This window comes from Halobaculum sp. EA56 (assembly GCF_051195075.1).
Taxonomy (GTDB): domain Archaea; phylum Halobacteriota; class Halobacteria; order Halobacteriales; family Haloferacaceae; genus Halobaculum.
In genome coordinates this window covers 206292-228354 of record NZ_JBNTJX010000003.1, presented here as the reverse complement: position 1 = coordinate 228354, position 22063 = coordinate 206292, and the positions used below count along the sequence as shown (strand labels likewise).

At 72.5% G+C, this 22063-nt stretch carries 20 protein-coding genes and 1 pseudogene; 9 read left to right on the top strand and 12 right to left on the bottom strand.

What is annotated here, in order from left to right; translation table 11 throughout:
- Position 1: 1 nt before the first annotated feature.
- The 3 genes from ACQUQ1_RS06910 to ACQUQ1_RS06900 form a co-directional block, all read right to left on the bottom strand.
- Positions 2-784: an SDR family oxidoreductase gene (locus tag ACQUQ1_RS06910; RefSeq protein WP_435063539.1), complete on the bottom strand. Its 783-nt coding sequence runs from the start codon at positions 782-784 to the stop codon at positions 2-4.
- A 69-nt stretch (positions 785-853) separates the two neighbouring features.
- Entirely contained in the window at positions 854-1333 is a 480-nt protein-coding gene (locus ACQUQ1_RS06905) for a Tfx family DNA-binding protein (RefSeq protein ID WP_435063538.1), read from the bottom strand.
- 75 nt (positions 1334-1408) lie between these two features.
- On the bottom strand, positions 1409-1858 hold the full coding sequence (locus tag ACQUQ1_RS06900) for a TRAM domain-containing protein (protein ID WP_435063537.1): 450 nt from the start codon (positions 1856-1858) through the stop codon (positions 1409-1411).
- Positions 1859-1983: 125 nt separating this feature from the next.
- Here ACQUQ1_RS06900 and ACQUQ1_RS06895 point away from each other — a divergent pair, with 125 nt between their 5' ends.
- Entirely contained in the window at positions 1984-2682 is a 699-nt protein-coding gene (locus tag ACQUQ1_RS06895) for a hypothetical protein (protein WP_435063536.1), read from the top strand.
- A 299-nt stretch (positions 2683-2981) separates the two neighbouring features.
- On the opposite strand, the gene ACQUQ1_RS06890 is transcribed toward ACQUQ1_RS06895, so the two are convergent.
- Complete coding sequence (locus ACQUQ1_RS06890) at positions 2982-3359, bottom strand: hypothetical protein (protein ID WP_435063717.1); 378 nt, start codon at positions 3357-3359, stop codon at positions 2982-2984.
- 292 nt (positions 3360-3651) lie between these two features.
- Here ACQUQ1_RS06890 and ACQUQ1_RS06885 point away from each other — a divergent pair, with 292 nt between their 5' ends.
- From ACQUQ1_RS06885 to ACQUQ1_RS06870, 4 genes and pseudogenes are all read left to right on the top strand, one after another.
- A complete protein-coding gene (locus ACQUQ1_RS06885; protein ID WP_435063535.1) occupies positions 3652-4767 on the top strand; it encodes a tRNA (guanine(26)-N(2))-dimethyltransferase in 1116 nt (371 codons plus the stop codon).
- A gap of 80 nt (positions 4768-4847) precedes the next feature.
- The gene (locus ACQUQ1_RS06880; protein ID WP_435063534.1) at positions 4848-5675 is read left to right on the top strand and encodes a YihY/virulence factor BrkB family protein; all 828 of its coding nucleotides are present in this window, start codon (positions 4848-4850) and stop codon (positions 5673-5675) included.
- A 100-nt stretch (positions 5676-5775) separates the two neighbouring features.
- Positions 5776-7160 (top strand): annotated as a pseudogene (locus ACQUQ1_RS06875) (YihY/virulence factor BrkB family protein).
- Between the two features lie 20 nt (positions 7161-7180).
- The gene (locus ACQUQ1_RS06870; RefSeq protein ID WP_435063533.1) at positions 7181-8269 is read left to right on the top strand and encodes a phosphatase PAP2 family protein; all 1089 of its coding nucleotides are present in this window, start codon (positions 7181-7183) and stop codon (positions 8267-8269) included.
- Positions 8270-8407: 138 nt separating this feature from the next.
- Here the strand turns inward: ACQUQ1_RS06870 and glnA are convergent, their stop codons facing one another.
- On the bottom strand, positions 8408-9790 hold the full coding sequence (glnA, locus tag ACQUQ1_RS06865) for a type I glutamate--ammonia ligase (RefSeq protein ID WP_435063532.1): 1383 nt from the start codon (positions 9788-9790) through the stop codon (positions 8408-8410).
- A 126-nt stretch (positions 9791-9916) separates the two neighbouring features.
- Between glnA and lrp the strand changes: the two genes are divergently transcribed.
- The gene (gene lrp, locus ACQUQ1_RS06860; RefSeq protein WP_435063531.1) at positions 9917-10375 is read left to right on the top strand and encodes an HTH-type transcriptional regulator Lrp; all 459 of its coding nucleotides are present in this window, start codon (positions 9917-9919) and stop codon (positions 10373-10375) included.
- Between the two features lie 46 nt (positions 10376-10421).
- On the opposite strand, the gene ACQUQ1_RS06855 is transcribed toward lrp, so the two are convergent.
- The 5 genes from ACQUQ1_RS06855 to alaS form a co-directional block, all read right to left on the bottom strand.
- A complete protein-coding gene (locus ACQUQ1_RS06855) occupies positions 10422-10601 on the bottom strand; it encodes a hypothetical protein (protein ID WP_435063530.1) in 180 nt (59 codons plus the stop codon).
- Between the two features lie 267 nt (positions 10602-10868).
- Positions 10869-11957: an aminopeptidase gene (locus ACQUQ1_RS06850; RefSeq protein WP_435063529.1), complete on the bottom strand. Its 1089-nt coding sequence runs from the start codon at positions 11955-11957 to the stop codon at positions 10869-10871.
- A gap of 57 nt (positions 11958-12014) precedes the next feature.
- Positions 12015-12395 (bottom strand): nucleoside triphosphate pyrophosphohydrolase, encoded by a 381-nt coding sequence (locus ACQUQ1_RS06845; protein ID WP_435063528.1) that lies wholly within the window; start codon positions 12393-12395, stop codon positions 12015-12017.
- A gap of 55 nt (positions 12396-12450) precedes the next feature.
- Positions 12451-12738 (bottom strand): hypothetical protein, encoded by a 288-nt coding sequence (locus ACQUQ1_RS06840; RefSeq protein ID WP_435063527.1) that lies wholly within the window; start codon positions 12736-12738, stop codon positions 12451-12453.
- 19 nt (positions 12739-12757) lie between these two features.
- A complete protein-coding gene (alaS, locus tag ACQUQ1_RS06835) occupies positions 12758-15526 on the bottom strand; it encodes an alanine--tRNA ligase (protein ID WP_435063526.1) in 2769 nt (922 codons plus the stop codon).
- Between the two features lie 104 nt (positions 15527-15630).
- Here alaS and ACQUQ1_RS06830 point away from each other — a divergent pair, with 104 nt between their 5' ends.
- The gene (locus tag ACQUQ1_RS06830) at positions 15631-18381 is read left to right on the top strand and encodes a GAF domain-containing protein (RefSeq protein ID WP_435063525.1); all 2751 of its coding nucleotides are present in this window, start codon (positions 15631-15633) and stop codon (positions 18379-18381) included.
- A 127-nt stretch (positions 18382-18508) separates the two neighbouring features.
- Here ACQUQ1_RS06830 and ACQUQ1_RS06825 read toward each other — a convergent pair whose 3' ends face one another.
- Together ACQUQ1_RS06825 and ACQUQ1_RS06820 are read right to left on the bottom strand one after the other, a co-directional pair.
- Entirely contained in the window at positions 18509-19042 is a 534-nt protein-coding gene (locus ACQUQ1_RS06825) for a TspO/MBR family protein (RefSeq protein WP_435063524.1), read from the bottom strand.
- Positions 19043-19139: 97 nt separating this feature from the next.
- On the bottom strand, positions 19140-20165 hold the full coding sequence (locus ACQUQ1_RS06820) for a threonine aldolase family protein (protein ID WP_435063523.1): 1026 nt from the start codon (positions 20163-20165) through the stop codon (positions 19140-19142).
- Between the two features lie 114 nt (positions 20166-20279).
- Between ACQUQ1_RS06820 and ACQUQ1_RS06815 the strand changes: the two genes are divergently transcribed.
- Positions 20280-21116, top strand: a complete 837-nt coding sequence (locus ACQUQ1_RS06815) for an alpha/beta fold hydrolase (RefSeq protein ID WP_435063522.1) — start codon at positions 20280-20282, stop codon at positions 21114-21116.
- Between the two features lie 137 nt (positions 21117-21253).
- Positions 21254-21979 carry a type 1 glutamine amidotransferase gene (locus tag ACQUQ1_RS06810; protein ID WP_435063521.1) on the top strand — a complete coding sequence of 242 codons (726 nt, stop codon included), beginning with the start codon at positions 21254-21256 and terminating at the stop codon, positions 21977-21979.
- Positions 21980-22063: the final 84 nt, after the last annotated feature.

Below are 22063 nucleotides of genomic sequence, written 5' to 3'. Positions count from 1 at the left end.
GTTACGACCGGAGGCGCCCGCCGTCGACGGGCAGGGCCGCGCCGTTGACGAACGACGCGCGCTCGGAGGAGAGGAACGCGACCACGTCGCCCAGCTCGCGCGGGTCGCCGATGCGGTCCAGCGGGATGTCGCTGGCCCAGTCGTCGAGCCCCTCCTCGTAGCTGTCGTACTCGCCGCGCTCCAGCGCGTCCTCGACCAGTTCCTCGATGCGGGCCGTCTCGTGGGCGCCCGGGAGCACCGCGTTCGCGCGCACGTCGGGCGCCCACTCCCGCGAGATCGTCTTCACAAGCCCGATCACCGTCCGGCGGACGGCGTTCGAGAGCACGAGCCCGTCGATGGCCTCCCGGACGGAGGTCGAGGTGATGCACGTGACCGTCCCCGCGTCGCTGTCGGTCAGGTGCGGGCGCGCCTCCCGGAGCGTCCAGACGGCGCTCATCACGAGCGTGTCGAAGGCGCCGCGCCACTGGTCGTCGGTCGTCTCGTCGAAGGTGCCCGGCGGAACGCCCCCGGCGCTCGTGACGACGTGGTCGAGGCCGCCGAACTCCTCGACGGTCGCCTCCACGAGCGCGGCCACGTCGTCGCGGTCGGTGATATCGGCCTCGACCGCGAGCACCTCGCCCGGCTCCTCCGCCAGCGCCGCCTCGGCCTCCTCGAGGCGTTCCGGGGTCCGCCCGCAGACCACCACGTTCGCCCCCTCGGCCGCGAGCGACGCCGCCGACGCGAAGCCGAGGCCGCTCGAACTCGCCGTCACCAGCGCCGCGTTTCCGTCGAGTCGCAGGTCCATACGCGGTCCGTCGGCGGAGGCGCGTAAAAAGCTCCGGAGAGGCGGCAGTCCGTGCGGCCGGCCCGCGGGCTACTCCGACCGGCGAACCCGGACCGAGCCGGTACTGGTGATGCCGACGAGGATGGGCGCGACGACCTCGCGACCCCGGACGGCGTCGCCGGCCTCGTCGCTCACGAGCTTCATCAGGTCCGGCGCGGTGTGGTTCACCTTCACCTCGGCGGCGTCGCAGGCGTCGTACACCCGGTCGGGCACGTCGTAGAGGTCGGTACCGGCGGCGATCTCGATGCGGACCGGCGCGGAGAGCGCCTCCGCGAACGCGACGGTCTCGCGGGCCTTCTCGACGTTGTCGCGCGCCGACGACTCGACGCTGGAGACGTTCGCGCGGGAGGTTCCCAGCAGGTCCGCGATGTCGGCCTGTCGGACGTCCCGCTCGCGCAACGCCAGCACCTCGGCCTGCCGTCTGGTGAGAATGCTCCGGTCGGCGTCGAAGCCCGCGCGGTCGAGCAGCTCGTCGACGTCGACCGACTCGGCGCTCCCCTCGTTCGCCATGGCTCTACCTCACACCCGGGCGGGTAAAAAGCATAGTACGGACTGTCCATCCGCGACCCCGGGAGCGGGTCGACCCTACGAGCCCCAGAAGTTGTCGCGGGACCCGAGCCGCTCGCCGCGCTTCGCCGAGGTGGCCTCGTCCAGTTCCTCCTCCTCGGCCGATTCCCCGTCCTCGTCCTCGTCTCCCTCCATCGGGAGCCGTTCCACGACGCGGTTGGCCTTCGCGTGGTTCTGTTTCACCCGGTCGATGCGCACCACCGCACGCGCGGGCGGGAGCAGACCGTCGACCAGCACGATGAAGCCGTCGTCGGTCCGGCCGACGCCGGCGCCGCTCTCGTGGATGTCGTCGACCTCGACGGTCACCTCCTCGCCGGGCTTCACCGGCTGCTGCTTCAGGTCGGAGATGGGCATGTCGTACTCGTTGCACCACTCGGCGCCGCCGCGGTTGCCGTAGTGCTGACAGCCCATCCCCTGGATCCGTTCGGAGAACCGGGGGCAGTCATCCGCAAGTGGACAGTCCGCCATGCGGAGGGATACCCTCGGCAACGTCTAAACGCTTCCGTCTGGCCGGATCGCCCCCGAACGGCGCGTCCGTGGGTCGTTCCGTCGCCCGACGAGGGGCTTTTCGTCGGCCCGCCCGTATCCCGGCCGTGAACCGTCGCGCCCCGGAACTCGCGCTGCTCACCGGACTCCTCCTGTCGCTTCCCGTCGGGGCGTTCGCCCTGTGGGCGACCGGAGACGTGACGCGGTCGCTGCTCACGGGCGTCGCGCTGCTGTACCCGTTCGCGGTGTACGCGGTGTACCACGACGACGAGCCGACGACGGTGCTCCCGCCCCGGGCCGTCGCCGGCGCGGGCACGCTCGCCGGGGCCGTCCTCCTGGCGGACGCGGCGGCGGGCGCGGACGCGAGCGCGGGCGACCCGGCGGGAGCTGCTGTCCTCCGCGGACTGTTCCTCGGCCTCCTCGTCGCCGCGCCCGCCTGGGCGTACGCCGTCACGTACGCCCCGCGCCGTCGGCTCCGCGACGGGCGCGCGTACCTGCTCGCGGGCGGCGTCGCCGGCGCGGCGCTGTTGCTCGCGGGGCTGGCCGTCGGAACCCCGTTCGGCGCGGCCGCGGCGCTCGTGACGTGGGTCGGCGGCGCGCTCGCCGCCCGCGTCGCCGGCTTCCGCGCGGCGGACGCCGCCCGGATCGGCGCCGTCGGCGCCGGCGTCGTCTTCGGGAGCGCCGTCCTGCTCGCGTCACTGCTGCTCGGCGCCGTCTCTCCCGCGGCCGTCCTCTCGGCGGCGGCGCTCGCGCTCGCGCCCGCCGTCTACTACGGTCTCACCGTGGAGACCGCCTCCTTCGAGTGAGGGGCGGCTCCCGTCGGGATCCGGAGCCGGACCTGGATCCGGAGCCCGAACCCCACGTCACCACCGGCTGCGCGGTCGCTGCCCGGGATTCTGGCTGACAGGCGGCCCCGCTCCCGGCGTCCCCGCCTCCTCCGTCGGGGAACCGCGACACGCCGTCGGGCCGCACACCCGCGTCCCGGCGTGCCGTGTGGGTCATCGCATCGGGGAGGCTGGTCCCGGCTCAGTATATGAACCTTAGTGGGGACCGGGCGTTCCGCGGGGCGGGACCGGAGACCGAGGGTGGGGGGTAAGGAACCGGGCTACAGGAACTCCCTGACCTCCGAGTACCACATGTCGTGGTGGTCGATCCGACCCACGCGCTCGGCGACGTCGACGGCGAGCGCGTGCCAGCAGCGCTCGTCGGGGTCGTCGGCGTCGAGGTTGTAGGTGGTGTCCTGACAGTCGCAGCCGCCGTCCTCGACGACGTGCTCGGCGCGGTAGCCGACGACGACCGTGAAGTCCCGGTAGCGTTTCACCCGTCCCTCGCCGACCGCTTCGATGGCCCGGCGGCCGCGGTCGCCGTGGGTGTCGATGATCGCGGAGACGATCGGCGGCGAGAGCTCGCCCGCGGCCGCGAGGGCGTCGCGCCAGTCGTCGACGGCGTCGACCTCTGCGGCGTCGACCTCTGAACCCTCGATATCGGCGCCGTCGGCGGTCTCGTGGGCGCGAGCGTCTCCCGCGTCCGGGTCCCCGTCCTCGCCGTCGGCGGCGGCGGCGCTCCCCGCCGCCTGCTCCGTGTCGGGGGCGCCGCCCTCGCCGCTGGTCACGTCGCCTCCGTTGGCGTGGGCGTGGCAAAACGCTTCGGACCGGCGGTGCGACGGCACGCGGAGGGGCGATCAGGTTCCACGCGGGGAGGGAGGCCCGGCGGCAGACGGGCGCCGTGACGATCCCGCGCGGTTTAATCCCGCGGGCGCCGCAGTCCCGACAGCAATGGAGATCACCGAGGGCGGCGTCGCCGTCGAGGTCGAGGGCGCGCGCGACGGCGCCAGCGAGGGCCGCGCCGACGAGGTGTTCTACAACCCCGAGATGGAACTGAACCGCGACGTGACGGTGGCGGTCCTCCGGGCGTACGCCGAGCGCGAACCGCGCGCGGAGACGTACCTCGACGCGATGGCCGCCTCCGGCGTCCGCGCCGCACGCGCGGCCGCCGAAGGGTACGACGTGACCGCCGCCGACGTGGACGAGGACGCCGTCGCCCTCGCCGCCCGGAACCTCGCCGACTACGGCGGCGAGGCGGTCCGGCGCGACGCCAACGCGCTGCTGCACGAGGGGTTCTACGACGTGGTCGACGTGGACCCGTACGGCTCGCCGATGCCGTTCGCCGACGCCGCGGTCGCGGGCACGCGCAACCTGCTTTGCGTCACCGCGACCGACACCGCGCCGCTGTGCGGCGCCCACTTCGAGTCTGGCGTCCGCCGCTACGACACGGTGCCGCGCAACACCGAGTACCACCCCGAGATGGGCCTGCGCGTGCTGATCGGCGCGCTCGTCCGCCGGGCGGCCGCCCGCGACAAGGCCGCGACGCCGATCTGCTCGCACGTCTCCCGGCACTACGCGCGGACCTACCTCGAACTGGACGCGAACGCGACCGAGGCGAACGCGGCGCTGGGGGAACTGGGGTTCGTCCACCACTGCCAGGACTGCCTCGAACGCGACCACGAGTTCGGCCGCCTCCCGGACGTCCCCGAGGCGTGCCCGCACTGCGGGTCGGGGCGGGTCGTCACCGCGGGGCCGATCTGGCTCGGCCGGGTCGCCGACCCCGGATTCGCGGCGGCCGTCGAGGAGGAGGTGACCGACGACATGGGCGAGGCGAAGCGCGCGCGGAAACTGCTCTTGACGGTCGCCGCGGAGCTGGACACCCCGACCCACTACGACCAGCACCGCCTGTGCAAGCAGTGGGGCCGCCCCGCCGTCGGGATGGACGAGTTCGTCGCGGCGCTGCGCGAGGCGGGCTTCGAGGCGTCGCACGCCCACTACGCCGGGACGGCGTTCAAGTCGGACGCGACGGTGGCGGAGATGCGCGGGGCGACCGCGGACCTGGCCTGAACCGTCGCGGCCCCGACCCGTCCGGTCCGACCGGCGCGCGGCCGCCGCCCTCTTTGACCGTGGGCGACAACCCCGGCGGTGTGTCGAACGACTCCCGGGATTCCGAGGACGCCCGCGCCGGCGGGGATCTGACGGTCGGCGACGGCCCGCTCGCGGTGCCGCTGGCGATCGTTCGGGCCGTCCGGGCGGCGGACGCGACGTTCGTCGCCGGGAGCCTCGCGTACTACAGCATCGTCGCGACGCTCCCGGTCGCGGTGCTGGCGGTCGCACTCGTCACGGGGCCGGGCGACGGGGTCGTCGCCGCGGGGGCGCTCTCGGCGGGGAGCGAACTGCTGACGCCGCGGGGGCGGTCGTTCCTCCGCGAGTCGATCGCCGACGTCGCGCGGCGACGCGGGATCCTCCTCGTCGCGGGCGCGCTGTCGCTGTTCTCGGTCGTCCAACTGTTTCGGGGGTTCGACCGGGCGTTCGCGGCCGTCTACGGCGCCGAGGAGCGGGGCGTCCTCTCGCGGGTCCGCGACACCCTGTTCGCGTTCGTCGTGGGCACCCTCGGCGTCGTGGCGGTGCTGCTCGCGGCGGGGACGCTGTCGCTGTACGCGAACGAGTCGCTCGCGCCCGTCGCCGTCCCCGTCACGGTGTTCGCGCTGTCGGTCGTCGCGCTGTTCCCGCTGTTCTACGCGCTCCCGACGGCGGCGGTGTCGCGCACGGAGGTCCTCCCCGGAACGCTCGTCGCCGCCGGCGGGTGGACCGTCGCCGGCGCCGCCTTCGGCGTCTACGCCTCCGGCAACGTCGACGTCGGTATCTACGGCGTGCTGGGCGGCCTCGTCGTGCTGGTCGCGTGGTTCTACACGGCGAACCTGCTCGTGCTCGTGGGCGCCGCGACCAACGCTGTGCTGGCCGGCAGGGTGTGAGGCGTGCGAGACGTGACGACGGCACGGGGCGCGCCTCCCCGTTCCCGCGCCCGGCGGATCCGACCGTGCGTTTTTCTCCCGCTCGGGAGAACGGTGTGACGTGACCACCGAGTCGTCGGCCGACGACGGACCCCTCCGCCGGGCGGTCGCGGTCGCCCGGGGGGTCGCCGCCCGGACGGGCGACGAGAACGTCACCTTCCTCGCCGCCGGCGTCGCCTACTACGCGTTCGTCTCGCTGTTGCCCGCGGCGGTGCTCGCGCTGGTCGCGGCGGTGCTCGTCGGCGGCGAGCGCCTCGCGGCGGCGGTCATCGACGCGAGCGCGGACGTGCTCACCGAGACCGGACAGGACCTGCTCGTGACCGCGCTCGTCGACGGTCCCGGCCGGGGATCGGTGACGCTCATCAGCCTCCCGCTGACGCTGTGGGGGGCGCTGAAGGTGCTCCGCGGGCTGGACATCGCCTTCTCGCAGGTGTACGGAGTGGCCGGGGCCGACGGGCTCGTCGAACAGCTCCGCAACGCGCTGGTCGTCGCCGGCAGCATCGGCGCGAGCCTCGTCGCGGTCGTGGTGCTCGGGGGCGCGCTCGCCGCCCTCGACGTGGGCGTCGTCCTCGAACTCGCCGGGGTGGTCGCGCTCCCGGTCGTGCTCACCGTCGCGTTCCTCCCGATGTACTACGTGTTCCCCGGCGCCGACGTGAGCGTCCGCGAGGTCGTGCCGGGCGCCGTCTTCGCCGGCGTCGGCTGGACGCTGCTGCGAACCGTCTTTCAGGCGTACGTCGACTTCCAGGCCGCCGGCGACGGCGGACAGACGGCGGTGTACGGCGTGCTCGGGGCGGTGTTGCTGCTGGTGACGTTCCTCTACTTCGGCGCGACGCTCGTGCTCGTCGGCGCGGTCCTCAACGTCGTCCTCGTGGAGGAGCGACGCGGGGGGGAGGGAGAGGGGGACGACGGGGACGAGGAGCCGCCCCGGGCCGTCGCCGACGGCGGGACGCCGGCCCGCGGAGCCGACGGGCCGCCGACGGGGGAGACCGGCAGCGTAAAGGGACGGACGCGCGTGCGGAGGGACGAATGAGCGGCGAGACCGCGACCGCCGACGGGGGCGACGGCGGCGACGAGGACGAGGGCCGTCCCGCGCCCGACATCGAGGAGCTGGAGGAACGGGTGGCCGAACTCCGCGCCGACCTCGACGCCGTCGACGACCGGACGGTCCGGAAGCCGGCGCTGGAGGCCGAGCTGAAGCGCTACGTCCGGTCGCGGATGCGGCGGGGACACGCCCGCGGCTGGGGGCCGTACCTCGTCCTGCTGTACGGTACCGCGATGGTGCTGGGCGCGTTCCGCTGGCTCGACGGCTGGTTCGCCATCGGCGCGATGATCGTCCTGTTCCTGTCGACGCTCGGGCTGTACACCCTGTTCGTGCTCGTCGGCGTCGGCCTGAACGTCATCGAGGTGCCCGGACGGGCGCTCGACGCCGTCCGGGACCGCCGCTGAGCCGAGGTGTCCCTCCACTCATGTCCCCTCACGGCTTCCTGACCGGGTCGTCGGCCGCGCTCCCCGAGCCGCTGATCGCCCTCGCCGCCCTCCTCACCCAGTTGGGCGACGCGTGGTTCCTCTACCTCGGGCTGGGGCTGTTATACTGGCTCGGCGACCGCCGGCTGGCGGCCAACCCCCGTCGCGTCGGCGCGACGCTCGTCGCCGTCGGCCTCGGCGCGCTCGCGGTGACGGTCGGCCTCAAGAGCTTCTTCGCGCTCCCGCGGCCGCCGGGCGCCGCGGAGGCGACGGCGCCGGCGTGGCTCCCGACCCTGCTCCGGGGCGTCTACGCGAACGCCGCCACCGGCGACGGCTTCGGCTTCCCCTCCGGCCACGCGATCGGCTCGACGATGGTGTACGGCGGCCTCGCGACGTTCCTCGACGTGTGGGACCGCCGCACGCGCCTGCGCGTCGCCGCGGCGGTCGTGACGGTCGTCGCGCTCACCCGCGTCGTCCTCGGCGTCCACTACCTCGTCGACGTCGCCGTCGGCGTCGCCGTCGGCGCCGCCGGCCTGCTCCTGTTCCAGCGGGTCGCCCGCTCGGGGTTCCGTCCGCACCCGGACCGCGCGTTCTTCCTCGCGGGCGTGCTCGGCGTCGTCGCGACGGCGGTGGCGGCCGCCGGCGGCCACGGCGGCGAGGTGCTGGAGGCGGGCATCGCCGCCGGCGGCGCCTTCGGCGGCTACGCGGTCTGGCGCCTGCGCGGCACCGAGACGGCGCCCGTCGGCGCCGCCGACGCCGTCGCCGGCCTCGCGCTCATCGCCGTCCCCTTCGGGACCGCCGCGTACGTCGCCTCCGCCGGCCTCCCCTACGTGTTCGGCGTCGTCCCCGACACGACGCCGTTCCGCCTGCTCGCGGCCGCGCCGCTGGCGTTCGCGGCCGTCGCGCTCGTCGTCGCGTGGCCGACGCTCGTGGCCCGGGTCCGCGGGACGCGGGGGGACGGCGAGGCGACCGGGCCGGGAGCCGAGAGCGACCCGGAGTCGGAGGCCGTGGACGACCTCATCACCGAAGCCGAGTCGGCGGACCCCGACGCGGGCGGTACGGGGGCGGGCGACGCCGACACCGCCGAGTGAGGGGACGGCGAACGCGACGGACGGGGGAGCCGGGGCCGGGACGAGCGGACAGGACGGGACCGGTCAGGACCGGGCGGGCGCGGATAAAAAAGCGGGAGAACGGGCGTGGTCGCGGAGCCGGACGGCGGCCGGCGGACCTCAGAACGTCTCGAGGTAGCGGTCCAGCTCCCAGTCGGAGACGTCGACGCGGTACTCGTCGTACTCGGCGGTCTTCGCCTCGATGAACTTCTCGGTGATGTGCTCGCCGAGCGCGTCCTGGACGACCTCGTCCTCCTCGAAGGCGGCGACGGCCTCGCCGAGGTTCTCGGGGAGCGTGGTGATGCCGTACTCCTCGCGCTTCTGCTCGTCGAACTCGTAGATGTTCTCGCGGACCGGGTCGTCGCACTCGAGCTCGCGCTCGATGCCGTCGAGGCCGGCGTGGATGAGCGCCGCGAACGCGAGGTACGGGTTACACGAGGGGTCGGGGAAGCGCGCCTCGATGCGGGAGGCGGCGGGCACGCGCGCGGCCGGCTTGCGGATGAGCGCCGAGCGGTTGCGGTCGGACCACGCGACGTAGACGGGCGCCTCGTAGCCGGGGACGAGCCGCTTGTAGGAGTTCACCGTCGGGTTCGTCACCGCCGCGAGCGCCTCGGCGTGTTCGAGGATGCCGGCGGTGAACTGCTTGGCCTCCTCGCTCAGGTTGAACTCGTCGTCGTCGTCGTGGAAGGCGTTCTCGCCGTCCTCGGTGAACAGCGAGATGTGCGTGTGCATGCCCGAGCCGTTGATCTTCGGGATCGGCTTGGGCATGAACGTCGCGTGGAGGTCGTGCTGGGCGGCGATGGCGCGCACGACCGTCCGGAACGTGCCGACGTTGTCGGCCGTCGAGAGGGCGTCGTCGTACTCGAAGTTGATCTCGTGTTGGCCCTCGGCGACCTCGTGGTGGGACGCCTCGATCTCGAAGCCCATGTCCTCAAGGCCGTAGATGATGTCGCGGCGCACGTCGCTTGCGAGGTCCTTGGGCGCGAGGTCGAAGTAGCCGCCGGCGTCGTTGGTCTTCGTCGTCGCGCGGCCGTCCTCGTCCTCCTCGAACAGGAAGAACTCCGGCTCGGGGGCGGCGTTGACCTCGTACCCCATGTCCGCGGCGCGCTCCAGCGCGTCCTTCAGGACGCGGCGGGGGTCGCCCTCGAACGGCTCGCCCGTCGAGGTGTTGATCACGTCGCAGATGAGGCGGGCCGCGCCGCCGCCGTTGTCGTCCTGGCGGGTCCGCCACGGGAGCACGGCGAACGTCTCGGGGTCGGGCTTGAGGCGCATGTCCGACTCCTGGATGCGCACGAAGCCGTCGATCGAGGAGCCGTCGAAGTAGATCCCCTCGGTGAACGCCTTCTCGGCCTGCGTGGCCGGGACGGAGACGTTCTTCACCGTCCCCAGGATGTCGGTGAACTGCAGGCGCAGGAAGTCGATCCCCTTCTCCTCGATCTCGTCGAGAACGTCCTGTTCGACCGCGCTCAAACCGCCGTCCGGTTTCGTGTTTCCGTCCGTCATGTTGTGGGCGTTTGACCACACACACTCCCGGTATATAGACGTTGACGGTCGGTGCAATTTCCCCTTCCGTGCGTCTCGACTGGACAATCGTCAAATTCTAAAGGGAGGCGACCGTGGTCGACTGTAATGACGTACGAAAATCTCGACGCCAAGCTCGTGAACGCGCTGCTCGGGAACGGTCGCGCCAGCCTCCGGTCGCTGGGCGAGGATCTGGACGTGTCGGTGACGACCGTCTCGAACCACCTCCGGGACCTGGAGGACGAGGGCGTCATCGAGGGGTACACCCCCCGGGTGAACTACGACCGCCTCGGCTACGACGTGACCGCCATCGTCCAGCTCAAGGTCGAGGGGAGCGCCCTTCCGGATATCGTCGAGCGCCTGCGCGAGCAGAAGCAGATGGTCTCCGTCTACGAGGTCACCGGCGACTACGACGTGATCGCGATCGGCAAGTTCCACGACACCGACGAGATGAACGAGGGGATCAAGGGGCTGCTCGCCGACCAGGACATCCGCGAGACGAACACCTCGGTCGTCCTCAACACCGTCGTCGAGAACGCGCAGTTCGACCTCGACGTCGAGGAGTGAACCGCCGGCCGTCGGGCGCGACGAACGGTCGCCGTCGACCGCGACCCTAGCCGATGAACTCGGTCACGTCGTCCATGTCCGTCCGGCAGAACGGACAGCGGTACCGGGTCGAGAAGCCGCCGGACTGGGCCGTCGTCTTCGCCTCGAGTTCGTGCATTCCGATCTGACGGCCGCAGTCGGGACAGTTCACCTTGGGCACGTGTGTCACCCGTGAGTACACGAACATAAATCCCCGCACCGCGGGAGGGAGGAAAAGACATTAATACATGTTCGTGAGAGACGCCCGACCGCCCGCGTTTGGCGGCGAACTGGGGCGTCGTCGGGCGAGTACGGGCCGCCTACCCGGACTCGCCTCGGTCCGTGGCGGCGCGCCCGCAAGCGCGCCGGGGTCCGTCCGAGCTCTCGTTCGCCTCGCTCACTCGGCCTCGCGCTCCTCGTGGGCGGAGCGGCACGGGACCGCTCCGCCGTCCGTCCGAGCTCTCGTTCGCCTCGCTCACTCGGCCTCGCCTTCCTCGAACGTGAAGGTCCCGTCCCGCTGCACGACCTCGCCGTCCAGTTCGATCACGGAGTCCTCGCTCATGTCGACGATCATGTCGACGTGCTCGGCGGACTCGTTGACCTCGTTGCCCTCGCCGACGGTCTCGGGGTACGCCGACCCGACGGCCATGTGGACGGTGTCGCCCATCTTCTCGTCGAACAGCATGTTGTACGTGAAGCGGTCGATAGCTCGGTTCATCCCGATCCCGAGCTCGCCGAGGTAGCGGGCGTTCTCGTCGGTGTCGAACACGCCCTCCAGGACCTCCTCGTTGCGCTCGGCGGAGAACTCGACGACCCGGCCCTCCTCGAAGGTGAGGCGCACGTCCTCGATCTCCCGCCCCTGACGGTACAGCGGCAGGTCGAAGTACACCTCGCCCTCGACGCTGTCCTTCACGGGCGCGGTGAACACCTCGCCGCCGGGGAGGTTCGCCTTCCCGTCGTCGTTGAGCGCCGTGTTGCCCGCGACCGACATCGTCACGTCCGTCTCCTCCCCAGAGCGGATCCGCACCTCGTCGGCGTCGTTCAGGCGCTCGACCAGCTGCTGCTGGAACTCGTGTTGCGCCTCCCAGTCGAGGCTCACCGCGTCGTACACGAAGTTCTCGTACTCCTCCGTGCTCATCCCGGCCAACTGGGCGCGCCCCTCGGTGGGGAACTGCGTGAGACACCACGTCTTCGAGAGCCGCTCCTTCTGGACGGGCCGGCGGGCGCGGTTGTAGTCGGCCGTCGTCGCCGGGTCGACGTCGGCCTTCTCGGAGACGTTGCCGCCGCCGCGGGCGATGACGAACGCGTCCGCCTCCTCGTACAGCGCCAGCTCGTGGTCGGGCAGCTCGAAGTCCCCCTCGCGGGCGCGGAGGTAGGCGCGCTCGGCGCGCGTGGAGTTGTTGAGGTACACCGGGTTCGCGCCGATGTCGCCGGCGTACTCGTGGAGGGCGACGGCCAGGTCCTCCGCCTCGGCGGGGAGCTGGATGACGAGGTTATCCCCCGCCTCCAGCCCGATCGAGTGGTCGACGATGGTCGCTGCGTGCTCGCGGATGCGCGGGTCCATACCTCGGGGTCGAGTGCGCGCGAGTAGGGGGTTTCGGTCGCGGGCGACGACGGGCGGCTACGGGGACTGCTCGACGCGCTCCAGCACGACCCCGTCGTCGAACTCGCCCCGCTCGTCGGCCTTCGCCCGGCGGCGGCGGTCGACCTCGTCGCGGCCGCGCCGCCCGACCAGCGCGTCGAGCGCCGCCGACAGGTCCGCCAGCTCGTCGTCCACCGACTCCCCGGGGTCGTCCGCGGCCTCGCGGGCCTCACGCGCCTCCTCGACGAGCTTGTCGAGGAGATACCGGTCGAGTTCGGCCCCCTCCACGGTCCGCGTGACGGGCGTCTCGCCGCTCGCGCGGATCAGGTCGGGGACCCCGTCGCGGACGAGCTTGTCGTACTCGCGGGCGGCCGTGTCGGTGTCGTCGTCGGATCCGTCGGTGTCGCCGTCGTCGGACACGTCGATACCCGATCGCGCGGGAGAGAAAGCCGGTTCGGTCGCGGACGACGGCGGCCTACGGCCCGCCGTACCCCTGCTCTGTCGCCCACTCGCGCAGCGTCGCGTACACGTCGTCCCGGTCGGAGCGGTCGCCGGAGTCGAGCACGCGGTAGCGACCCTCGTCCCGGTCCTCGACGACGGCGAACGACCTCGTCTCGGTCGTGATCAGCATCGCCGGCACGACCTCCGTGCCGGAGCGCTGTGCGATCACCTCGTGGTGGGCCTCGACGATCCGCTCGGAGTCGGCGAGTCCCCGCACCGCCGCGGCCGACAGCGGGTACGGGAGGGAGTCGATCAGCGACATCGCGGACGGGGGCGGGGGATCACGCCTCCAGTTTCTGCCGGAGGATCTCGGGCGCGTCGTCGAGCGCGTCGTCGAGCGCGTCCACGTCGGGGCCGCCGCCCTGCGCGAAGTCCGGTGGACCGCCGCCGCCGCCGCCGACCCGGCCGGCGAGTTCGCCGACGACCTCGCCGGCGTTGACGCCGACGCCGTCGGGGACGCCGACGACGAACGTCGCCGCGCCGCCGGCGCCGGAGCCGAGCACGGCGATGCGGCCGTCCTCGACGTGGGCGTTGGCCGTGGCGCGCAGCTCGTCGACGTCGGCGTCCATCCGCTGGACGACCGCGACGGCGTCGCCGACCTCGACCTCCTCGCCGCCCGCGGCGGCCCGCAGCTCCGCAAGCTCCTCCTTCAGGCGGTCGATCGTCTTGCCGCGCTCCTTCCACTCGGCGAAGAAGCGCTCGGCGGTCTCGGGCACCTCCTGCGGGTCGACGCTGAGCACCTCGGCGGCGTCGTACAGCGCGTCCTCGGTGCGGTGGGTGGCGTCGACGGCCGCCTCGCCGGCGGCGAACACGAGCCGCTCGACGCCGTCCTGGACGGGCTCGGTCTTCAGGAGCTTGATCGCGCCGATGTCGCCCGTGCGGGAGACGTGCGTGCCGCCGCACGCCTGCACGTCCTCGCCGACGCGGATGAGCCGGATCTGCTCGCCCGGGGGGATGCCCCCCTGGTAGAGGTCGAAGCCGTGCTCGGACTCGGCCTCGTGGCGGTCGGGCCACTCCTGTTTCACCTGGACGTTCTCGCGGACGAGCTCGTTGGCGACGCGCTCGATCGACTTCGTCTGCTCGCGCGTCACGCGCTCGTAGTGGGTCACGTCGAGCCGCGAGGAGGTGAGCCCCTTCTGGGCGCCCGCCTGTCGGACGTGGTCGCCGAGCACCTGTCGGGCCGCATAGCCGACGATGTGGGTGGCGGTGTGGTGGCGCATCAGCCGGCGACGACGCTCGCCGTCGACCTGGCCGGTCACGAACTCGCCCTTGCCGGGGTCCTCGTCGGTCCGGTGGAGCACCACGTCCCCCTCGATCTGCACGTCCGTCACCTCGACGGTCGTATCCTCCGTCGAGAGCGTCCCGCGGTCGGCGGGCTGGCCCCCGCCCTCGGGGTAGAACATGGTCTGGTCGAGCACCACGTCGTAGCCGTCCGCGCGCTCGAACACGTCGAGGACGACCGCCTCGAACTCCGTGCGCTCCTGGTCCTCGTAGTAGAGCCGCTCGGTCGCGGGGAGGTCGTCGAGGCGGTCGTCGGCGGACGCGGCGTCGGCGGACGCCTGCGGGGTGTCGTGTCTGGAGGCGACGAGCCCGTAGAAGTCGTCGGGCACCTCGACGGTCGCCCCGCGCTCCTCGGCGATCTCCTCGACCATGTCCGGCTGGATGCCGTGGGAGTCGTACAGCTCGATCAGTTCCTCGACGGGAATGGGCTCGCCCGTGCCGGCGTACTCGTCGGCCAGCGCCTCCACCTTCCGGCCGCCGCGGTCGAGCGTCTCGCGGTACTTCTCGACCTCGGTGCGCACCATGTCGCGGATCGTGTCGCGGTTCTCGTAGCCGAGGCGCTCGGCCTGCATGTCGACCAGCTCGTCGAGCGGGGCGTCGACGCCGACCTCGTCCACGAGGCGCTTCGTCCGCCGGAGCACCATCCGCGCGAGGTAGCCCGTGCCGACGTTCGAGGGGACGATCTCGTCGCCGAGCATGTACGCGAGCGTCCGGCAGTGGTCCGCGATCGCGTAGATGTTCTCCAGCGGCTCCAGGAGCTCGGTCAGCTCGGCGGTGTCGACGCCGAGCTTGTCGGCGATGTTGTCGCGGGCGGCCTCGATGTCCTCGACCTCGTCGATGTCGAGGTGGCCCGCCAGCGTGGAGGCGCGGCGGACCAGCTCCTCCTCCTCGTCCGTGAGGTCGATCCCGGCGTTGTCCTTCAGGAACTCGATCGTGTCCGGGTAGATGGCCTCGTAGACGGTTGGCGTGCCCTGGCTCATCCAGGTCCACCGCTCCAGCCCGTACCCCGTGTCCACGATGTACGTGTCCATCTCGGAGTAGCGGTTGCCGTCCTTCAGCTCGTACTCGCCGTCTGGGTCCTGCTCCAGCGACATGAACACGAGCGTCGCCAGCTCGGCGCCCTTGTAGATGACCTCGATGGCGGGGCCGGCGTTGCCGCCGCCGACCCACGGGTCCTCGATGTAGGTGATCTCCGAGAGGTCCGCGCCCATCTCCTCGAACAGGCCGTCACACAGCCGGACCGTCTCGTCCTTCCAGTACACCTCCCCGGAGTAGGCGTACTCGTCGCCGACCTCCTCCTTGGCGTTGAACGCGTGGTGGGCCATCATCTCGAAGGCCATCGTGTGCCGGCCGGTCTTGCCCACGTTGTCGATGTCCTGCATCCGGATGCACGGCTGGCTGACGGTGAGGGGGTTCGCCGGCGGCGGCGTCTCCCCGGAGGTGACCAGCGGCTGGAAGTCGTAGATGGACGCCTGCGTGAGCAGCACGTCGTCGCGCCAGCGGTTCGCCGCGACCGGGTACGGCTCGATGCGCTCGTGGCCGTGCTCCTCGAAGTACGAGAGGAACGCCTCGCGCATCTCCTCGAGCGTGTACGGCTCGTCGAACCCCGGGTCGCCGATGAACGAGTAGTCCTCGCAGGGGGGCTCCCCGCACAGCTCCCGCTCGTCGTCGCGGGTCCAGAAGTGGTCCCCGCAGGCGGAGCACTCCCGTCGGGAGAACCCCTCCTCCTCGAAGTAGTCGAGGCGGTACTCCGCGGTAAGGTCGCTCATTACCACGTTGTGCCCCGTCGCCGCGCAAAAGGGTTCCGGGCCGCGGCCGGCGGCCGCCGGTCCCCGTTACTCTTAAATCGGGAAACGACAACATGGCGTAACTAATGGCGGACCCCGTCGCCGAACCGTCGCACTCGGTGCTCCTCGTCGCCGAGGACGGGGTGTCGATGCCCGAGGGGTTCGCCGGGGCCCTGGGCGACTCCGTCGACGGCGTGGCCGAGACGACGACCCCCGCCGGGCTCGGGCGGGCGCTCGACGGCCGGGAGCTCCCGGACGCGGTCGTGCTCGTCGACGACCCGCAGGTACCCGACGCCGCTCGCGAGACCCTCGACGTCGCGACCGTGCCGGTCGTCGCCTACGGCGACCGGGAGCCGACCGGGGCGTACGTCGACGGGTACGTCGAGCGGGGGAGCGCCCCCGAGCGCCTCGCCGCCGAGATCGAACGCGCCCGCGACGGGGAGACGAGGCGGCAGCTCCGCGCGGCCCGCCGCCGCGTGACGCGGCTCCACGAGGCGGCGGCGGACATCGCCGCGGCCGACGGCGTCGAGGAGCTGTTCGAGCTGACGATCGACGTCGCCGGCCGGGTGCTCTCGTTCGACCACTGCGCGGTCGGCGTCGAGGAGGACGGCGAGCTGGTCGCTCGCCACCGCTCGACCGACTGGCTCCCGACCCGGGTCCCGATCGAGGGAACGCTCGCCGGGCGGGCGTACCGACGCGGCGAGACCGTGTACGTCGCCGACGTGGAGGCCGAGGAACTGTCGAACTCCGAGGCGACCGGGTCGAGCATCACCGTGCCGTTCGGCGGCGACGCCGTCTTCCAGGCGGTCTCGCGCCGACCCCACGCCTTCGACGAGACGGACAGGGAGCTGGCGGAGCTGCTCGCCATGCACGTGGGACAGTCGTACCGGCGCCTGCGCGCGCAGGCGGACCTGACCCGCCGAGAGCGCGTGATGACCGAGCTCCACGAGGCGGCGCCGCGGCTCGTCGACGCCGAACGCGACGAGGAGCTGTTCGAGCTGACCGTCGAGATCGCCGAGCGCGTGCTCTCGTTCGACCGCTCGTGCGTGTACGCCGCCGATCCCGACCGGTTCCGCCGGTGTGCGGCCTCCGACGACGACCTGCCCGCCGAGCTCCCCCGCGGGTTCGGCGCGATGGCGGCCACCTACGACGAGGGGCGGTCGATCCTCGTCGACGACGTGATCGACCACCCGGTCGCGCGGTCCCACGACGGGGAGTCGCGGTCGCTCCTGTCCGTGCCGTTCGCCGGCGACGCGGTCTTCCAGGCGGTCAAGGACGAGCCGGGCGGGTTCGACGAGGGCGACCTGGAGTTCGCCGAACTCCTCGTCTCGTACGCGACGGTGACCCGCGAGCGGATCCGTTCGGAGGCGGCGCTCCGGGAGGCCCGCGAGACGACCGAGCGGCTCCACGTCGCCGCGACCGACCTCGCGGCCGCCGAGTCCGAGGACGCGCTCCTCGAGCGCGCGATCGAGGCCGCCAGGGACGTGCTCTCGTTCGACAAGTCGACGATGTCGCTCCGGCGGGACGACATGCTCGTGCCGGTGGTCGACTCCGACGGCAGCCTCCCGAACGGCTCGCGGCCGATGGAGCTCGACGAGGGGATCGCCGGCAAGACGTACCAGACGGGCGAGTCGATCCTCATCGAGGACGTGGCCGACCGCGACGACGCCGCGCCCGTCCGGCAGGAGTATCGGTCCGCGGTGTCGGTCCCGGTCGGCGACCTCGGGGTGTTCCAGGCGGTCGCCACCGAGCCCGGCGCGTTCGACCGCGACGACCTCAACAACGCGGAGCTCCTGATGGCGCACGTCGCCGTCTCGCTCGTCAGGATCCGCGCGGAGGCCGACCTCCGCGCCGAGCGCGACCGGCTGTCGGCGCTGTTCGAGAACGTCCCCGACGCGGCGCTGTCGTTCGAGCTGGTCGACGGCGAGCCCGTCATCACGGCGATCAACAGCGCCTTCGAGGAGACGTTCGGCTTCGGCGAGGAGGTGATCGGGGAGCACGTCGACGACTACATCGTCCCCGAGGAGGCCGAGTCGGAGGCCGCCGAGTTCAACGACCGCCTCGCGAACGGCGAGAGCATCCGACAGGAGGTCCGACGCGAGACGGCCGACGGGCTCCGCGACTTCCTCATGTACGTCGTGCCGCTGGAGCTGGACGCCGAGAACCTCGGCGGCTACGCCATCTACTCGGACATCACCGAGCGGCGCGAGCGCGAGCGGACGCTCCAGCGACAGAACGAGCGCCTCGACGAGTTCGCGAGCGTCGTCTCCCACGACCTCCGCAACCCCCTCTCGATCGCCGAGGGGTACCTCGACCTCGCACGCCAGACGGGCGAGGACGAGCACTTCGACACCGTCGCGGACGCCATCGACCGGATGCGCGAGCTGATCGACGACCTCCTCCGGCTCGCCCGCGAGGGCCGCGTCGTCGGCGATACCGCGTCCGTCGACCTGCGCGAGGCCGCCCGCGACGCGTGGGCGACCGTCGACACCGATGCGGCGACCCTCGACGCCGACGAGGTCGTCGTCGACGCCGACCCCGAGCGACTGCGCGAACTCCTGGAGAACCTGTTCCGCAACAGCATCGAGCACGCCGACGACGCGCCCGCCGTCCGGGTGGTGTCGACGCCCGGCGGCTTCGCCGTCGAGGACGACGGGCCGGGCGTGCCGCCGGAGAAGCGCGAGCGGGTGTTCGAGGTCGGCGTCTCCACCGCCGAGGACGGCACCGGCTTCGGGCTCGCCATCGTCCGGCGGATCGCCGAGGCCCACGGCTGGACGGTGACCCTGACCGAGAGCGAGGCGGGGGGGGCGCGGTTCGAGTTCGGCGAGGTCGAGTGAGCGACGCGAGCGAGACCTCGGACGAACGGCGGAGCGGTCCTGTGCCGCTCCGCCCACGAAGAGCGCGAGGTCGAGTGAGCGACGCGAGCGAGACCTCGGAGAACCGCGGCGAGGTCCCCGGTCCGTCTCAGTTCAACACGAGGAAGCGGTAGTTCAGCACCGCGGCGAAGCACACCCACGCGAGGTACGGCACCAGCAGCGCCGCCGCCCGGCGGTCGACGCGGGCGAAGGCGGCGACGGTCCCCGCGAGCAGGACGGCGAGCACGACGATGACGCCGAGGGCGGGGGCGATCTGTCGGAGCGTGAAGAACGTCGGCGTCCACGCGAGGTTGACCGCGAACTGAGCCCCGAAGGCCGCGAGCGCGAGGCGCCGTGCGTCTGTGGGTTCGGCGCGAACGAGGAGCCACACCGCGACCGCCGAGAGCGTGAACAGCGCCGTCCAGACGGCGCCGAACGACCACGACGGGGGGTACAGCGCCGGCTTCGTCAGCGCGTCGAACCACGCCGAGTCGGGACCGCCGAGGAGCGCGGGGGCGGCGCCGACGGCGTTGACGGCGACGACGAGCGCGAGGAGCCCGGGGAGGCCGTCGAGGCGGTCGTCGAGCCCCGAGCGGGGGCCGGAGGGCTCGGATCGGTCGAGCGCGGGGGTCGAGTCGCTCATCCCCCCGACGTACGCGGCCGACCCTGATAAAACGGGACCGCGACCCGTCCGCGACCCGCGGGGGCGGCGCGGCCGTCGGAGGGTCGTCCGTCCGGCGTCAGGCCGCCTCGACGGCGTCCGCGATGCGGTCGAGCCCCTCCGCCACGTCGTCCTCGTCCACGTCGAGGTGGGTACACAGGCGGCAGGTGTACTCGCCGAAGGCGTGGAACTTCACGTCGCGCTCCTTGCAGGCGGCCGAGAGCTCCTCGCCGGTGAGGCCGGCCGCCTCGCTGTTCACCATCACGATGTTCGTGTCCGGCTCCGGGGCCGACAGGCCGTCGATCCGGTTCAGCCCCTCGGCGAGGCGGGCGGCGTTCGCGTGGTCCTCGGCGAGGCGGTCGACGTTCTCCAGCGCGCGGAGGCCGGGAGCGGCGATAATCCCGGCCTGGCGCATCGCGCCGCCGAACAACTTCCGGGTGCGGCGCGCGCGCTCGACGAACTCCTCGGAGCCGGCGAGCACCGAGCCGACGGGGGCGCCGAGCCCCTTCGAGAGGCAGAACATCACCGAGTCGACCTCCCCGGTCATCTCGGCGGGGTCGACGTCCAGCGCGACACAGGCGTTCAGGAAGCGCGCGCCGTCGAGGTGGACCGGCACGCCCAGGTCGTGGGCGGCGTCGGCCGCGGCGTCGACGTGCTCCTTCGGGACGGCGACGCCCCCGCGGGAGTTGTGCGTGTTCTCCAGGCACAGCAGGCCGGTGCCGGGCCGGTGGAGGTCCTCCTCGACGTAGCCCTCGCGCACCTGCTCGGGCGTAGGGACGCAGCGGTCGCCGCAGTCGAGGATCCGCGGCTGCACCCCCGAGAGCTGCGGGATGCCGCCCAGCTCCCACTTGTAGACGTGCGCCTGCTCGTCGCACAGCAGCTCCTGCCCGCGGTCGGTGTGCGTGCGGACGGCGATCTGGTTGCCCATGGTCCCCGAGGGGACGTACAGGGCGTCCTCGAAGCCGGCGAGGTCCGCCGCGCGCGCCTCCAGTTCGTTGACCGTCGGGTCGTCGCGGTACACGTCGTCGCCGACGGCGGCGTCGCGGGCGGCCTCGCGCATCCCGTCGCTCGGGGTCGTCACCGTGTCCGAACGGAAGTCGATCATACCCGAACGGTTCGCGTCGCGGGGGAAATAGGCCTCGGAACCGGCGCAGCCGCCGGCGGCGGGCGTCGCCGGCGACCCGGAGCTTTGAGGCGTCCGCGACGAGAACCGCAGGGCGTGCCGTACGCTGCGAACGGAGAGGTGGATCTGTACTACGAGGTCGACGGCGAGGGGAGCGACGAGCGCGACGTGGACGCCGTCGCGGTCTGCGGGGAACTCGGCTACGGGCCGTGGCAGTGGGGCTGGCAACACGCCGCCGTCGCCGGCCCGTACCGCGCGGTCGTCCCCGCGACCCGGGGGACCGGCGACTCCGACGCGCCGCCGGGGCCGTACACGGTGGGGGGACTCGCCGCGGACCTGGACGCCGTCCTCGCGGACGCCGGCGTCGACGCCGTCCACCTGATCGGCGTCGGCCTCGGCGGAATGGTCGCGCTCCACGCCGCGCTGCACTCCGGTCGGGTCCGGAAGGTCGCGCTCGTCGGCACCGCCGCGTACGGCGGGGTCCGCGGGAGCGGCGCTCCCGCGGGCTCCGAGGACTCGTCCGAGGTAGGACTCGACCCGGACCCCCTGTGGGCGGACCCGGCCGACCCCGACGCACTGGCGTCGTCGCTGCGGGCGGTCCTCACCGACGACTTCCTCGACCGACAGCCCGACGTCGTCTCGCGGATCGTCGAGTGGCGCGCCCGCGAGGACGCCGGCCGCGAGGCGTGGGAGGCCGGCCGCGAGGCGCTCCGGTCGTTCGACCTGTCCGACCGGCTCTACGAGGTGACGAACGAGGCGCTCGTGCTCCACGGGAGCGAGGACCGCGTCTGCCCGCCCGCGAAGGGGGAGGAGCTCGCGGAGGGGCTCCCGCGCGGGGAGTTCCACGGGGTCGAGGGGGCCGGCCACCTCGCGAACGTCGAGGCGAGCCGCGAGGTGAACGACCGGATCCTCGACTTCTTCGAGGGGGAGTAGGGGACGCGGCGCGCCGTCCCGTCCCACCTCGCTCCACCCCCACCCGACCCGGAACGGGCTCGCCCGTCGGATCCGAGTCGCCGGCGAGGTCCGCGGGCGACGCAAGCCCTATGGCGCCGAACGACCCATCACGGGTAATGACACGGCTCCGCCTCGCGCTCGTCAACGCCGCCCACGACGGCGCCAACACCGCGCGGAACTTCCGCCGGGAGCTCGACGCCGACCTCGTCGAGTTCGACGCGAACGCACAGCAGCTCCCGGACCGCTTCGACTTCGACGGAGTGGTGATCACCGGCTCGCGCTCCTCGGTGTACTGGGACGAGGAGTGGATCCCCCCGCTCGTCGAGTGGACCGCCGAGGCCGCCGAGCGCGGCCTGCCGATCCTCGGGGTCTGTTACGGCCACCAGGTGCTCGCGGAGGCGCTCGGCGGCCGCGTCGGCGGCATGGACGACTTCGAGATCGGGTACAACGCCGTCCGCCACCGCGGCGGCGACGAGCTGTTCGCGGGCATCGACGAGGAGTTCACCGTCTTCACGACCCACGGCGACGCCGTGCTGGAGCTCCCGCCGGGCGCGGAGCTGCTCGCGGAGAACGAGTTCGGCGTCCACGCGTTCCGGAAGGGGCGCTGCTGGGGCGTCCAGTTCCACCCAGAGTACGACATGGAGACCGCCGAGTCGGTGACGGAGGGCAAGCGCGACCGCATCGGCGACGCGACGGTCGACCGCGTGCTGGCGGAGATCACCCCGGAGCGGTACGACGCCGCCTGCGAGGCGAAGACGCTGTTCGATAACTTCACGGCCTACTGCCGGCGCGTGCGCGACGGGGAGGAGGCTGGCGACGTGGACGCCGGCGCGGAGGCGTAGACGGGTCGCAACGGCGCTGGCGTAGACGGGTCGCATACGGAGGCGAGAGGCGGGAGCGCCGACACGGGCGGGCCGGCGTCGACC